Source organism: Mesorhizobium sp. BR1-1-13 (genome assembly GCF_020165515.1).
Taxonomy (GTDB): domain Bacteria; phylum Pseudomonadota; class Alphaproteobacteria; order Rhizobiales; family Rhizobiaceae; genus Mesorhizobium.
Genome location: NZ_JAIUIH010000012.1, coordinates 59,555 through 72,791, shown reverse-complemented (window position 1 = coordinate 72,791; position 13,237 = coordinate 59,555). Strand labels below are relative to the sequence as shown.

Annotated in this window: 14 protein-coding genes; 8 read left to right on the top strand and 6 right to left on the bottom strand. The window is 61.8% G+C overall.

Annotation, left to right across the window (positions count from 1 at the left end; all coding sequences use genetic code 11):
- Window positions 1-3: 3 nt before the first annotated feature.
- From LB533_RS24015 to LB533_RS23985, 7 genes are all read left to right on the top strand, one after another.
- The gene (locus tag LB533_RS24015; protein ID WP_140639656.1) at window positions 4-492 is read left to right on the top strand and encodes a GNAT family N-acetyltransferase; all 489 of its coding nucleotides are present in this window, start codon (window positions 4-6) and stop codon (window positions 490-492) included.
- A 150-nt stretch (window positions 493-642) separates the two neighbouring features.
- Window positions 643-1,911 carry an ABC transporter substrate-binding protein gene (locus LB533_RS24010; RefSeq protein WP_140639655.1) on the top strand — a complete coding sequence of 423 codons (1,269 nt, stop codon included), beginning with the start codon at window positions 643-645 and terminating at the stop codon, window positions 1,909-1,911.
- Window positions 1,912-1,949: 38 nt separating this feature from the next.
- Complete coding sequence (locus LB533_RS24005; protein WP_140639654.1) at window positions 1,950-2,924, top strand: carbohydrate ABC transporter permease; 975 nt, start codon at window positions 1,950-1,952, stop codon at window positions 2,922-2,924.
- 1 nt (window position 2,925) lies between these two features.
- Window positions 2,926-3,750: a carbohydrate ABC transporter permease gene (locus tag LB533_RS24000; RefSeq protein ID WP_140639653.1), complete on the top strand. Its 825-nt coding sequence runs from the start codon at window positions 2,926-2,928 to the stop codon at window positions 3,748-3,750.
- A 92-nt stretch (window positions 3,751-3,842) separates the two neighbouring features.
- Window positions 3,843-4,586, top strand: a complete 744-nt coding sequence (locus LB533_RS23995; RefSeq protein ID WP_140639652.1) for a DUF899 family protein — start codon at window positions 3,843-3,845, stop codon at window positions 4,584-4,586.
- A gap of 78 nt (window positions 4,587-4,664) precedes the next feature.
- The gene (locus LB533_RS23990) at window positions 4,665-5,216 is read left to right on the top strand and encodes a DUF4142 domain-containing protein (RefSeq protein ID WP_140639651.1); all 552 of its coding nucleotides are present in this window, start codon (window positions 4,665-4,667) and stop codon (window positions 5,214-5,216) included.
- Between the two features lie 329 nt (window positions 5,217-5,545).
- Complete coding sequence (locus LB533_RS23985) at window positions 5,546-5,938, top strand: Rid family hydrolase (RefSeq protein ID WP_140639650.1); 393 nt, start codon at window positions 5,546-5,548, stop codon at window positions 5,936-5,938.
- Window positions 5,939-5,990: 52 nt separating this feature from the next.
- On the opposite strand, the gene LB533_RS23980 is transcribed toward LB533_RS23985, so the two are convergent.
- The 5 genes from LB533_RS23980 to LB533_RS23960 all read right to left on the bottom strand — a co-directional run bounded on the left by LB533_RS23980 (window position 5,991) and on the right by LB533_RS23960 (window position 12,588).
- Window positions 5,991-6,479, bottom strand: coding sequence for a hypothetical protein (locus LB533_RS23980; protein ID WP_140639649.1), 489 nt, complete (start codon window positions 6,477-6,479; stop codon window positions 5,991-5,993).
- Entirely contained in the window at window positions 6,476-7,270 is a 795-nt protein-coding gene (locus LB533_RS23975) for a hypothetical protein (protein ID WP_140639648.1), read from the bottom strand. Before LB533_RS23975 ends, LB533_RS23980 begins: the two co-directional genes overlap by 4 nt.
- Before the next feature lie 89 nt (window positions 7,271-7,359).
- Window positions 7,360-7,881 (bottom strand): HD domain-containing protein, encoded by a 522-nt coding sequence (locus LB533_RS23970; protein ID WP_181169359.1) that lies wholly within the window; start codon window positions 7,879-7,881, stop codon window positions 7,360-7,362.
- A gap of 94 nt (window positions 7,882-7,975) precedes the next feature.
- A complete protein-coding gene (carB, locus tag LB533_RS23965; protein ID WP_140639646.1) occupies window positions 7,976-11,467 on the bottom strand; it encodes a carbamoyl-phosphate synthase large subunit in 3,492 nt (1,163 codons plus the stop codon).
- Between the two features lie 251 nt (window positions 11,468-11,718).
- Window positions 11,719-12,588 carry an SH3 domain-containing protein gene (locus tag LB533_RS23960; RefSeq protein WP_140639645.1) on the bottom strand — a complete coding sequence of 290 codons (870 nt, stop codon included), beginning with the start codon at window positions 12,586-12,588 and terminating at the stop codon, window positions 11,719-11,721.
- A 99-nt stretch (window positions 12,589-12,687) separates the two neighbouring features.
- On the opposite strand from LB533_RS23960, the gene LB533_RS23955 reads away from it, so the two are divergent.
- Window positions 12,688-12,828 (top strand): hypothetical protein, encoded by a 141-nt coding sequence (locus LB533_RS23955; protein ID WP_224557090.1) that lies wholly within the window; start codon window positions 12,688-12,690, stop codon window positions 12,826-12,828.
- A 47-nt stretch (window positions 12,829-12,875) separates the two neighbouring features.
- Here the strand turns inward: LB533_RS23955 and LB533_RS23950 are convergent, their stop codons facing one another.
- Window positions 12,876-13,232 carry an ArsR/SmtB family transcription factor gene (locus tag LB533_RS23950; protein ID WP_140639644.1) on the bottom strand — a complete coding sequence of 119 codons (357 nt, stop codon included), beginning with the start codon at window positions 13,230-13,232 and terminating at the stop codon, window positions 12,876-12,878.
- Between the last annotated feature and the right edge of the window lie 5 nt (window positions 13,233-13,237).

Below are 13,237 nucleotides of genomic sequence, written 5' to 3'. Positions count from 1 at the left end.
GAAATGCCCGAACCGCGCCCGCCGGCTCCCAACGACATCCGGCTGCGCAAGATCCTCGACGAGACGCTGGTTCCCGCGCACTGGCCGGATGGCTTCGTCATGCGCAGCCTCGGGCACGGCGACGCGCCGGCCTTGCATGCGCTTTTGACCGAAGTGTTCGAGGACGGCGCCGACGGCCCGTTCGACGAATGGTGGTCGCGCGTCTCAGGCGACCCCGAATTCGACCCGGCGCTCTGTTTCCTCGTCATCGACGCCAAGGGCCTGCTGGCGGCGGCGGCGCTGTGCTGGACGAGCGCCTTCGTCAGGGATCTCGCCGTGCATCCGCAGGCGCGCGGCAGGGGCATCGGCGAGGCGCTGATGTGGCACGCCTTCGCCGTCTTTCGCGAACGCGGCGCCCCGCATGTCGACCTCAAGACCAACACGGTGGAAAATGCCGCCGCCGTCAGGCTCTATCAACGGCTTGGGATGAGCCCTGTCGCCTGGGAAGGCTGAGGCCGCCGCGGCCTTGTCCACCGCCGCTCGCCGGCATGGCTCGGGAACCCAGAGCGCCGCTCCGCATTCAATGAGTGGTGGAGGGGTCCGGCCAGCTTCCGGCGCCTGGAAGGCTTGCGTCGCGGTTCCAAAAGGAGACCCTCCGCCGCCATGAGGCTCTTGCACGCATTTGCCGCGGTGGCCGCTGTCGCGATGATTGCGGCCGCCCCTGCGCGGGCCGTCGAGCTGTCGATCGTGTCGGGCGACACAGGCATCGGCATCAAGGTGCTGCGTGAAATCCTCGACCGCTATGAGAAGGACAGCGGCAACAAGGTCAGCATCGTCGTCATGCCGGCATCCGGGACCGACCAGTTCGGCCAGTACCGGCTGTGGCTTGCCGCCGGCAACAGCGATATCGATGTCTACCAGACCGATGTGATCTGGGCGCCGCAGCTCGCCAGCCAACTCGTCGACCTGACCGCGGCGACCAAGGATGTCGTCGGCGCCCATTTCCCTTCGATCATCCAGTCGCAGACCGTCAACGGCAGGCTGGTGGCGCTGCCGATCTTCACCGATGCGCCGGCGCTCTACTACCGCAAGGACCTGCTCGACAAATACGGAGCCAAGGTGCCTGCTACCTGGAAGGAGCTGACCGAGACCGCCAGGCTGGTCATGGACAAGGAGCGGGCGACCGGCAACAAGGACATCTGGGGCTTCGTCTTCCAGGGCAATGCCTATGAGGGGCTGACCTGCGACGCGCTCGAATGGGTAATGTCGAACGGCGGCGGCCAGATCATCGAGCCGGACGGCACCATCTCGATCAACAATCCAAAAGCGGCCGCCGCGCTCGACATGGCCAAAAGCTGGGTCGGGACCATCGCGCCGCCCGGCGTGCTGGCCTATCAGGAAGAGGAATCGCGCGGCGTGTGGCAGACCGGCAATGCCGTCTTCATGCGCAACTGGCCCTACGCCTATGCCCTCGGCAACTCCGAAGGCTCGCCGATCAAGGGCAAGTTCGATGTCGCGCCGCTGCCGGCCGGCACCGGCGAAGGCGCGCGGCCGGCGGCGGTGCTGGGCGGCTGGAATCTCGCCGTGTCCAAATATTCCAGGCACCCGGACGCGGCGATCGGGCTCGTCAAATTCATCGCCTCGCCCGCGATGCAGAAATACCGCGCGCTGAGGAACTCCAGCCTGCCGACCATCCAGGCGCTCTATGACGATGCCGACATCGCCAGGCAACAGCCGATCGTTCCGCGCTGGAAGCAGATATTCCTCAATGCGGTGCCGCGTCCCTCGGCCGCGGCCAAGATCAAATACAACGAGGCGTCGAGCCAGTTCTGGAACGCCGTCCACAAGACGCTGTCGGGCGATGGCGCCGCCGGCGACAATCTGGCCGACCTCGAAGCCATGCTGACAAGGCTGAAGGGTCGTGGCTGGTGACGCCACAACGCGCCTCCATATCCCGCCCGGCGCGAGGCATGACAGAAGCGCAGCCGATGCGTGAAACCGCCGCGACCCGCCGCCCGCGCTCGCGGCTGATGCGCCGGCGCGTGCGTTCGGCCTGGCTGTTCCTGGCGCCGATGCTCCTGGTGCTCGCCGCCGCTGCCGGCTGGCCGCTCGCCCGCACCATCTATTTCAGCTTCACCGACGCTTCGCTGGCCGACCTCGACGCCCGCCAGTGGGCAGGTTTCGCCAATTACTTCTCGGTGCTGCGCATGCCGAGCGGCCGGGTGCTCTATGATGGCGTGCTGGCCGACCCGGTCTGGTGGAGCGCCGTCTGGAACACGGTGCGCTTCGCGGTGATTTCGGTCACCTGCGAGACGATCCTCGGCATGATCGTTGCGCTGGTGCTCAATGCCGAATTCCCCGGCCGCGGCATCGTCAGGGCGGCGATCCTCATCCCCTGGGCGATCCCGACCATCGTCTCGGCCAAGATGTGGCAGTGGATGCTCAACGACCAGTTCGGCATCATCAATGTGGTGCTGCTCAATCTCGGCCTGATCGACAACAAGATCGCCTGGACCGCCAACGCCGACAAGGCGATGGCGGCGGTGCTGGTCGTCGACATCTGGAAGACGACACCGTTCATGGCGCTGCTCATCCTTGCCGCGCTGCAGATGCTGCCGCGCGAGATCATCGAGGTCGCCAGGCTCGACGGCGCCAATCCGTGGCAGATATTCTGGCGGGTGACCTTGCCGCTGATCCGCCCGGCGGTGATGGTGGCGGTGATCTTCCGCGCGCTCGATGCGCTGCGCATCTTCGACCTGATCTATGTGCTGACGCCCAACAACGTGCACACCAAGTCGATGTCTGTGTTCGCGCGCGAGAACCTGTTCGAGTTCGACAAATTCGCCTACGGCTCGGCCGCTTCGACGCTGCTGTTCCTCATTCTTGCGCTCCTCACCATGGCCTATATCCGGATCGGCCGGGTCAGCCTGGACGGAGGCCGCTGAGATGTGGATCCTGAAGCGGGCGGGCTTCTACCTGCTGGTCGCGGTCATCGTGCTCGTCGCCGTATTCCCGTTCTACTACGCCATCGTCACCAGCCTGAAATCGGGGACCGAGCTCTTCCAGGCCGATCTGTGGCCGAGGACGTTCAGCCTCGGCAACTACCGCAACGTGCTGACCGAAGGCGCCTTCGCGCGCAACCTCATGAACTCACTGATGGTTTCGGGCGCGGTCGTCGCGCTTTCCCTGTTCCTCGGCGTCACGGCGGCCTACGCGCTGGCGCGCATCCGCTTCCGTGGCCGCTCGGCGCTGCTCTTCGCCATCCTGTCGGTGTCGATGTTCCCGCAGGTGGCGGTGCTGGCCGGGCTGTTCGAACTGGTGCGGATGTTCGGCCTCTACAATTCGCTTGTCGCGCTGATCTTCTCCTACATGATCTTTACCTTGCCATTCACCGTCTGGGTGTTGACCGCCTTCGTGCGCGACCTGCCGGTCGAGGTCGAGGAGGCGGCGATCCTCGACGGCGCGACGCCGTGGATCATCATCACGCGCATCTTCCTGCCGCTGATGTGGCCGGCGCTGGCGACCACCGGGCTGCTCGCCTTCATCGGCGCGTGGAACGAGTTCCTGTTTGCCCTGACATTCACCTCCAACAACGCCCAGCGGACCGTGCCAGTGGCGATCGCGCTGCTTTCGGGCAATTCGCAGTTCGAGATCCCGTGGGGCAACATCATGGCCGCATCGGTGATCGTCACCGTGCCGCTGGTGGTGCTGGTGCTGATCTTCCAGCGCAAGATCGTTTCGGGCCTCACCGCCGGCGGCGTGAAAGGGTGAGGAGAAAATGTCGGAACCGGTCGCACCGGCGCGTCCTTAGGTCTTAGAGCAACCGCGCCGGGGCGCCGGCGCTGTGACCCAAGGAGCCGATCATGATCACTTTTCCCAACGAATCCGCCAAATACCGCGCTGCCCGCGAAAAGCTGCTGAAGAAGGAAATCGCACTGCGCCGCGCCATGGAGGACGTGGCCGAGGCGCGGCGCGCGCTGCCGCCGGGCGGACTGGTCAGCCAGGACTATGTGTTTGACGGTCTCGATGCCGAGGGCAGGCAGGCTGAGATAAAGCTGTCGGAACTTTTCGCGCCCGGCAAGGACACGCTGATCCTCTACCAGATGATGTTCCCGCGCCATCCGCAGGAGACGCGCGACGTGGCAACAACGGGCGGCACGGCGAAGCTGGCGCGGCCGGACCAGCCGTGCCCATCCTGCACGGCGCTGCTCGACCAGTTCGATGGCGCGGTCGGCCATCTCCAGGCGGCCGGCTTCAACTTCGCCGTGGTGGCGAAAACCGCGCTCGAAAACCTGGTCACGCTCGGCCGCGACCGTGGCTGGAAGAACATGCGGCTGGTGTCGTCGGCCTCCAACAGTTTCAAGCGCGACTACAATGCCGAGGAGGCGGACGGTGCGCAGATCCCGCTTTTGTCGGTATTTCATCGCGACGCTGACGGCATCAGGCATTTCTGGTCGTCCGAACTGGGCTTCGCCCCGCCGGAGCCCGGCCAGGACCCGCGCGCCATCGGCACCTGCGAGATCCTGTGGAACCTGATGGATTTCACGCCGGAAGGAAGGCCGAACTGGCACGAGCAGCTGCAATATGGCGAGGCGTGCTGCCATTGACGGCAAGGCGCCCGGCGCAACTTCCGCTCCTCTGCGGCGTTGGAATCCCGAGGGAATCATTCCGATCGGAGATTGCAGATGAAAACGCTTCTGACCATGACCGCCGCGGCCTTGCTCGCCGCCGCGCCTGCAGCGCTTGCCCAGTCCACCGCCCAAACGACGCCGTTGGCGGCCGAGAGCAAGGTCGACACGCAGACCTTCATCAAGACGGTGCCCGGCGCCAACGAGTTCGAGATCCAGTCGAGCAAGCTCGCCGAGCAGAAATCGGCATCGGCCGACGTCAAGGCCTTCGCCAAACAGATGATTGAGGACCACACCAAGGCCGGCGAGGACTTCAAGGCGGCGCTCGCGCAGGGCCAGACCACCGCCTCGACCAAGCCGGCCGGCCCGGCGCTTCAGCCGAAAGAACAGGGCCAGCTCGACGAGCTCAAGGCCGCCAGCGGCAAGGACTTCGACACTAAATACATTATGATGCAGGCGGACGCGCACAAGCAGGCGGTGGCCCTGTTCAGCACCTACGCCCAATCGGGCGACGATCCGGCGATGAAGGAATTCGCCAAGAAGACGCTGCCGACGCTGAAGATGCATGAAAAGCACGTGAAGGAGCTGGGCGCCGCGCATCAGGGGTAAGGCGTTTCGACGGGAGCTGAACGGCAGGCGATAGCGCTCTACGGCGCCCCCTCTGCCGGACATCTCCCCCACAAGGGGGAGATTGGCAGTGCTTTCGGCCTTCGCCAATCTCCAACGTAGCTAGAAGAGAGCCGACGCCGAAGCCGCCAATCTCCCCCCAAGTGGGGGAGATGTCCGCCGTAGGGCGCCACGGCCGGATGTTTCACCGCTACGCGGCTGATGAGAGGGCGGTGTAGCTCTTCCCTTCTCCCACGAGGGGAGAAGGAAGAACCGCTCTGGCATTCAACCAGCAGCGCGATAAGCTCCCTTCAACCAAAGGGAGGATCACCATGAAAAAGGAAGTCATCGAAGTGCCGGTCATGTCGGACAAGGTGCGGGCGCTTGGCCTGCCCTGTTCGACGGCGGTGAAGGCCAACGGCTTCGTGTTCATCTCGGCGACGCCGCCGGTGGACATGGTGACCGGCGAGATGGTGCGCGGCGACATCGAAACCCAGACCGAGGCGTCGCTGAAGGCGCTGAAACACTGCCTGGAAGCGGCCGGCACCTCGCTGGAAAACGTGGTGATGGTGCGCATCTACGCTGTCAATTCCGGCTTCTACCATGCGATTAACCGGGTCTATGCCCGGTATTTCAGCGAGAACCCGCCGGCGCGAAGTTTCGTGCCGGTGGCTTCGTGGCCGATGGAGTTTGACATTGAGATTGAGTGTGTGGCGGTGGGGTGAGGCCATTGGCATCGCCATTCGTGCCGGCGAAGGAGTTTGACCTGTCCTGCTGTCAAATCTTCTCTAATTCACCCAGCAGCTTCTTGGCCTTTTGTACCCTCTCTTGCGTTGATTTATCCTCTTTTCTTTTGATGGTCTCTTTCCATGGGTCGATTTCAAATCCATTTTTAGACAGGAAATCTGCAGTTGCAGCCAATTCTATCGAAATAGAATCGTATCTTGAAAGCGTCTCCAAGATAGATATTCTCTTTTTATCATAATTCTCTTCTTTTAGTTTTGAATTAGAGGTAAATACGGCGTACTTTGTGCCATCTTTAGTTGTTTTCCACTCTAGGTTTAGATAGCCAAGAGCTTTGGCGTCGTCAACTCCTATAGAAATTTCGTCGCTATAGGGACCATAGTAATAATATTCAAAAATGAAATCATTTCCTACTCCAAGTTCTTCCAGAAAGTAGGCCGACTTTTGCAGTCTTGTTTTTCCAACGATTGAACCACCGTTCAATGCTACAATCTTCGCGACATAAGAAGCGATGTCACTCATCTTTCCGTCCTCCGTATAAGTCCTTCTATTTTTGCCTTTGCTTTTTCATCCCGCACATACACGCGATAGATCGATTTCTCTTGGAGCGCCTTCACGACATCTGAGCGGTCACTAAGGTCATCTGGTCTCGATCCGTCTGCGCGCATGATATGAATTTTAGAAAGCGCATCGGGAGAGCCATAACCTCGCCGTTTGTAGGGATTTCTTGAGGGTTGATCTTCGAAAATTTCAACCTCGTCGAAATCGCCATTTTCTTTTGCCTGGGTCAGTTGAGCGCGAAAGTGAGCAACCGCATTAGCGTCACCACGACCTTCAAAATGGTCAGAAATGTCGAGAGCCTTGTACAATTTCCTGGAGAGCAATCGCTGGGAGAGCTCGCCCAAAATGGCATCCTTGGACTCTGCCATGACGGAAAGGCTGCCCCACACGACGAAGTCGTCGGCCTTCAGGTATGAACTAAGGTCGCGATTCTGAACGAACGTCAGTATCGGATTTCCTTCACTCAACGCAGTCAACGGGGCGTTTCCTTCAGCGCACAGCGTCCCAACCCTACGTAGAACAGCCGACAGAATTTTCTCGGCTGAGCGAGTCGCTTTGTGGAAATATACAGCAAAATAGAGATGGAACAAACCAAGAACATACGATTCTGCAGCTTGGAATGCCTTGTGGCCCAAAACCAGGCTGTCGATGGTGGAATATGTCTCATCGTCGATGGCGAGCGGAATCGATCCAACCTCTAGGTTGGCCAATATCCACGAATAGTCGAAGCCGCCATGCTTGGCGCCCGTCATCAGTCGGTCACGGCGGACGTAGTCCAGCCTGTCAGCATCAAACTGACTTGAAACCACTGCGGCGTAAATGTCGCTTGGCGTATCTGCAATTAGGAGCTTCGATACAGCTTCTTGGAAATCAGCGCCACGGGATCTGAGAGCATTGCCGACTCGGTATCTCCCAGAATAATGTCAGAAGTCCATTGCTCGTGCTTTTTAAGCTTTGGAGGTCCTTTTTCTCCATTGCGCCTGGCATTGTCTTTGTTAAGAAGCTTTATCGCCTCTTCAAATGCATGACTAAACGGACCATGTCCTAGATCGTGGACCAATGACGCGGCTAAGGCAATCTCAGCCTTCTCTTGTTCGAATTTTTCGCCAATCCTACTAGAAATTAATCCAACAAGCTGTCGAGCGGTATGAAATACACCAATACTATGTGCAAAGCGCGTATGAGTGGCGCCTGGATAAACAAGTTCCGAAAAACCGAGTTGTTTTACACGCCGAAGCCGCTGAAATTCTCTCGTGTCTATCAGTTTCCAAAGAAATTGATCGAATTTACCTATATCAAACTCAATAAGATCGTGTAATGGATCTCGAATTCGTTGAGTTTTTGCCATAGTGCCGCGAATCACCCTGAGGGATTTTCACTCCAGCATAACAAAGATGCACAGAAAGTTAAAATTCATAAATTATTTACTCTCAACACCATGAAATGGTTAATCCGTCTCACGCAAAATACTCCTGCAACGGCCTGACCTCAAGGCTCCCCGCCTTCAGCGCCGCGATCGCCTCTGCCACCGCAGCAGCCCCCGAGAGCGTCGTGTAATAGGGCACCTTCTGCATCAGCGTCGCTCGCCGTAGCGACTTGGAGTCCGACACCGCCTTCTGGCCATCCGTGGTGTTGAAGACGATCTGCACCTGGCGGTTGCGGATGGCGTCCTCGATGTGGGGGCGGCCTTCCAGGACCTTGTTGATCTTTTCCGCCACGACGTCGTTTTCGGCGAGGAAGCGGGCGGTGCCTGAGGTCGCCATCACCTTGAAGCCGAGGCCGGCGAGGCGCTTGACCGCCGGCAATATGCCTTTCTTGTCCTCGTCGCGCACCGAGACGAACAGGGTGCCGGAGCGGGGGAGGTCAACACCCGCCCCCAACTGGCTCTTGGCGAAGGCGAGGGCGAAATCGCGGTCGAGGCCCATGACCTCGCCGGTCGAGCGCATTTCCGGTCCGAGCAATATGTCGACGCCGGGGAAGCGGGCGAAGGGGAAGACGGCTTCCTTGACCGCGATGTGGCCGGGATTGCGCGGGTCCGGCATGGCGCCGTAATGGGCGAAGGCGTCTTCCAGCGTCTCGCCGGCCATGATGCGGGCGGCGATTTTCGCAATGGGCCGACCGATGGTCTTGGCGACAAAGGGCACGGTGCGGGATGCGCGCGGGTTGACCTCCAGCACATAGACCGTGCCGTCCTTGATCGCGTACTGCACGTTCATCAACCCGCCGACATTGAGCGCGCGGGCCAGGCTTGCTGTCTGGCGCTCCAGCTCGTCGACCAACTCGGAGGGCAGCGAATGAACGGGCAGCGAGCAGGCACTATCGCCCGAATGGATGCCGGCCTCCTCGATGTGCTCGAGAATGCCGGAGACAAAGGTCGCCTTGCCGTCGCAGAGGCAGTCTACATCGACCTCGATGGCGCCTGACAGATAGGTGTCGAACAGCAGCGGGTTCTTGCCCAAGAGCGTGTTGATCTGGCCGGTCTTGTCGTTGGGGTATTTCTGCTTGATGTCCTCCGGCACCAGGCCGGGCACGGTGTCGAGCAGGTAGGTCTGCAGCATGCCCTCGTCATGGATGATCTGCATGGCGCGGCCGCCCAGCACATAGGAGGGGCGCACCACCAGCGGGAAGCCGAGCTCGCCGGCGACGAGGCGGGCCTGCTCGACCGAATAGGCGATGCCGTTCTTCGGCTGGCTGAGATTGAGCTTGTGCAGCAGCTTCTGGAAACGGTCGCGGTCCTCGGCCAGATCGATCATGTCGGGCGAGGTGCCGAGGATCGGGATGCCGGCCTTCTCCAGCGCATCGGCGAGCTTCAGCGGCGTCTGGCCGCCGAACTGGACGATGACGCCGACCAGCTCGCCCGAGGCCTGCTCGGCGCGCAGGATCTCCAGCACGTCCTCCGCCGTCAGCGGATCGAAGTACAGACGGTCCGAGGTGTCGTAGTCGGTCGACACGGTCTCGGGGTTGCAGTTGACCATGATCGCTTCATAGCCGGCGTCGCGCAGCGCAAACGCCGCATGGCAGCAGCAATAGTCGAACTCGATGCCCTGGCCGATGCGGTTCGGCCCGCCGCCGAGGATGACCACCTTCTTGCGCGACGAGACCTGCGCCTCGTTGGCGAGCTGGCCGGCAAACGGCACTTCATAAGTGGAGTACATGTAGGCGGTGGGCGAGGCGAACTCGGCGGCGCAGGTGTCGATGCGCTTATAAACCGGATGAACGTCGAGCTTTTCACGAATCTTCTGAACGACTTCCACGTCGCTCTTCGTCAATGAGGCGAGGCGGGCGTCCGAAAAACCCATGGCCTTCAGCATGCGCAGATTGGCGGCGTCCTCAGGCAGGCCGTGCTCCCGGATGCGGGCTTCCATGGCCAGGATGCCGGCGATCTGCTCGAGGAACCACGGGTCGATCTTGCACATTGCGTGCACGTCTTCCAGCGAGGTGCCCATGCGGATCGCCTGCGCCACCATGCGCAGCCGGTCCGGCGTCGGCGTGCCCAGGGCGGCGCGGATGGCGTTGCGATCGTCGGCGCTGTTGGCCGAGCCGAGGTCGGGGATCTCGATCTCGTCGAGACCGGTGAGGCCGGTCTCCAATCCACGCAAAGCCTTTTGCAGGGATTCCTGGAAGGTGCGGCCGATGGCCATCACTTCGCCGACCGACTTCATGGCGGTGGTCAGCACCGGCTCTGCGCCGGGGAATTTTTCGAAGGCAAAACGCGGGATCTTGGTGACGACGTAGTCGATCGACGGCTCGAACGAGGCGGGCGTGGCGCCGCCGGTGATGTCGTTCTCCAGTTCGTCCAGCGTGTAGCCGACGGCAAGCTTGGCCGCGATCTTGGCAATGGGGAAGCCGGTCGCCTTGGAGGCCAGCGCGGAAGAGCGCGAGACGCGTGGGTTCATCTCGATCACCACCAGGCGGCCATCGGCCGGGTTGACGGCGAACTGCACGTTGGAGCCGCCGGTCTCGACGCCGATCTCGCGCAGCACCGCGATCGAGGCGTTGCGCATCATCTGATATTCTTTATCGGTAAGGGTCAGGGCAGGGGCGACGGTGATGCTGTCGCCCGTATGCACGCCCATCGGGTCGATGTTCTCGATCGAGCAGACGATGATGCAATTGTCCGCTCTGTCGCGGACGACCTCCATCTCATACTCCTTCCAGCCGAGCACACTCTCCTCGATCAGCACTTCGGTGGTGGGCGAGGCGTCGAGGCCGGACTGGACGATGTCGAAGAATTCGGCCCTGTTGTAGGCGATGCCGCCGCCGGTGCCGCCCATGGTGAAGGAGGGGCGGATGATGGCGGGCAGGCCGACATGGTCGAGCGCCTGGGCGGCGATCGCCATGGCATGGCTGATATAGCGCTGCTTGCGGTCGCCTTCGCCGAGGTTCCAGCTTGTTTCCAGCGCATCGAGCGCGGCGTCGAGATTGTCGGGTTTCTCGGCCTTCAGCGCCGCGCGTTCGGCCTCATGCGTCTTGCGGTCGGCATTCTTGACGTCGGTGGCGTTGGCCAGCATCGACTTCGGCGTTTCCAGGCCGATCTTCTTCATCGCCTCGCGAAACAGTGCCCGGTCCTCGGCCTTGTCGATGGCCGTGGCGTCGGCGCCGATCATCTCGACATTGTAACGGTCGAGCACGCCCATGCGGCGCAGCGACAGCGCGGTGTTGAGCGCGGTCTGGCCGCCCATGGTCGGCAGCAACGCATCCGGGCGCTCCTTGGCGATGATCTTGGCCACGACCTCGGGGGTGATCGGTTCGATATAGGTGGCATCGGCCAGTTCCGGGTCGGTCATGATGGTGGCCGGGTTGGAATTGACCAGGATGACGCGAAAACCCTCCTCCTTCAGCGCCTTGCAGGCCTGCGTGCCCGAATAGTCGAATTCGCAGGCCTGGCCGATGACGATGGGGCCGGCCCCGATGATCAGGATCGACTTGATGTCGGTGCGTCTTGGCATCTTTATGAATTCCGTTCGGCGAGCGGCTTGCACGAAAAACCGGGACGGGAGACCCGGCCGGTTGTGCTTGCGATTCTGGTATCAGGCTAGGAGGGCCTTATAGGGAAGAGTTTTGCCGGATGTAACCCCGAAAATGCAGGCGAGTAGGGCAGTAGGGCAGTAGGGCAGTAGGGCAGTAGGGCAGTAGGGCAGTAGGGCAGTCACTCCAGGCACTTCACATATTGCCTTACTGCCCTACTCCCCTTCCAAAACTATTTCCCAAACGCCACCGCGTCCGTAATCTCGAATCGTTCGGAGAAGCCGACGCGGATCATGCTGAGACTGCCTTCGCGGGTGAAGCGGAAATCGCTGTCGCCGTCGGAGCCGGCGGGCAGTCCGCCGTAGAAGGAGATGACGCGGCTGCCGCCGTCGGGCCAGGTCACGGTGACGTCGGCCTTGTCGCTGCCCTTGTGCTCGACGCTTGCCGCGCAAAGGGTCATCGGCTGGCCAACATTGCGCGCACAGGGAATTTCAATGGCGACACCTCCGGCGGTGGCCTCCGCCTGTGCCGGAGTCTCCCCAGTGGGCGGCGGTTCATTCGCCACCAGCGCCAGGCCGTAGGCATCCTGCATGGCGATCACTGCGGCGGATTTCGGCGTGGTTGCGGGAGCAGCCGCATTATCGGCTCCGCCCAGCCTCGCCGTCAGATCGGGCGGCAAGGCGGGCGGTGGCTGAGCGCCCGCGGGGCTGGCGGTTGCGGCGTCGAGCGCCTGGCCTGCATTGTTGGTCACGGCAGCGGACGCATCCGCCTGATCCGGATCGGGCGGCGAAGCCGGATTGACGGGGTTCAGGTAGCGGGCAGGGGTCCAGCCGCTGATTTTCGGGTTCTCGGCCTCGACCTTGCACCATTGCCGGCCGTCTACGTCGATGCAGCCGAGATTGTTCACGCTGGCGCCATTGGCCAGCCGCGCCTCGGTCTTGCCGATCGGCGATGGCTGGGCGCGGACGTTGAGGAGATCGTCGGGAGCGAGGCCGGTTACGATGGAGATGAACGGCCCCTCTTCGGCATGGGCCACCGTCAGAAGCAAAGGAGCGGCGATCAGCGCGAAGAGCGTCGTTCGGAGCGTAGACCGGCGCTTCATCGCTTCGCCGTGGCCGATAGATTGCATTACCAAAGGCACCGCCAGATACGAAAACGCCGCCACACGCGAAGCCGATTTTATAGGCGACGACGCTGCGCCATGTCCAGAAGCGAGATTTTCTTCCGGCAGGGACGGATCTGCGTGAAGGCGATCATCGGAGGAGCACTCGCCGGAAAACTCCTGGTCATCCTCAATGCAAAAGCACGCGATGCGCGCAACGAGTTCGCAATTGCAACTTGACATCCCAGACAGTCGCTCTCCCCCGCTTCGCGAGGGAGGGGAAAGGGTCAGGCCGGCACTTCCATATCGTGGCCGCCGACCGCCGGCAGCGCCGGGTCGTCGCCGGCAGCGGCAATGACGCTGTCAAGCAGGCCGGGGAAGCGGGCATCGAGATCGGCGCGGCGCAGCGTGATCATGCGGTTTGTGCCGGCCACTTCTGCACGGGTCACGCCGGCCTCGCGCAGCTTTGCCAGATGGTAGCTCAGATTGGTCTTCGAGCCGAGATCGAGGAATTTGCTGCAGTTCAGCGGCACGCCTTCCTTGCTGGCGAGATAACGCACGATCGCCAGCCGCGTCGGGTCGCCGAGCACGGCGAGCACGATCGGCAGGCTGATCTGGTCCGTATTGGGATGTGGCAGGCTCATGGCTG

Coding starts and splice junctions, on each gene's coding strand:
- LB533_RS24015 (WP_140639656.1), top strand. CDS start 4: ATGCCCGAACCGCGCCCGCCGGCTCCCAACGACATCCGGCTGCGCAAG.
- LB533_RS24010 (WP_140639655.1), top strand. CDS start 643: ATGAGGCTCTTGCACGCATTTGCCGCGGTGGCCGCTGTCGCGATGATT.
- LB533_RS24005 (WP_140639654.1), top strand. CDS start 1,950: ATGACAGAAGCGCAGCCGATGCGTGAAACCGCCGCGACCCGCCGCCCG.
- LB533_RS24000 (WP_140639653.1), top strand. CDS start 2,926: ATGTGGATCCTGAAGCGGGCGGGCTTCTACCTGCTGGTCGCGGTCATC.
- LB533_RS23995 (WP_140639652.1), top strand. CDS start 3,843: ATGATCACTTTTCCCAACGAATCCGCCAAATACCGCGCTGCCCGCGAA.
- LB533_RS23990 (WP_140639651.1), top strand. CDS start 4,665: ATGAAAACGCTTCTGACCATGACCGCCGCGGCCTTGCTCGCCGCCGCG.
- LB533_RS23985 (WP_140639650.1), top strand. CDS start 5,546: ATGAAAAAGGAAGTCATCGAAGTGCCGGTCATGTCGGACAAGGTGCGG.
- LB533_RS23980 (WP_140639649.1), bottom strand. CDS start 6,479: ATGAGTGACATCGCTTCTTATGTCGCGAAGATTGTAGCATTGAACGGT.
- LB533_RS23975 (WP_140639648.1), bottom strand. CDS start 7,270: ATGACGGGCGCCAAGCATGGCGGCTTCGACTATTCGTGGATATTGGCC.
- carB (WP_140639646.1), bottom strand. CDS start 11,467: ATGCCAAGACGCACCGACATCAAGTCGATCCTGATCATCGGGGCCGGC.
- LB533_RS23960 (WP_140639645.1), bottom strand. CDS start 12,588: ATGAAGCGCCGGTCTACGCTCCGAACGACGCTCTTCGCGCTGATCGCC.
- LB533_RS23955 (WP_224557090.1), top strand. CDS start 12,688: ATGTCCAGAAGCGAGATTTTCTTCCGGCAGGGACGGATCTGCGTGAAG.
- LB533_RS23950 (WP_140639644.1), bottom strand. CDS start 13,232: ATGAGCCTGCCACATCCCAATACGGACCAGATCAGCCTGCCGATCGTG.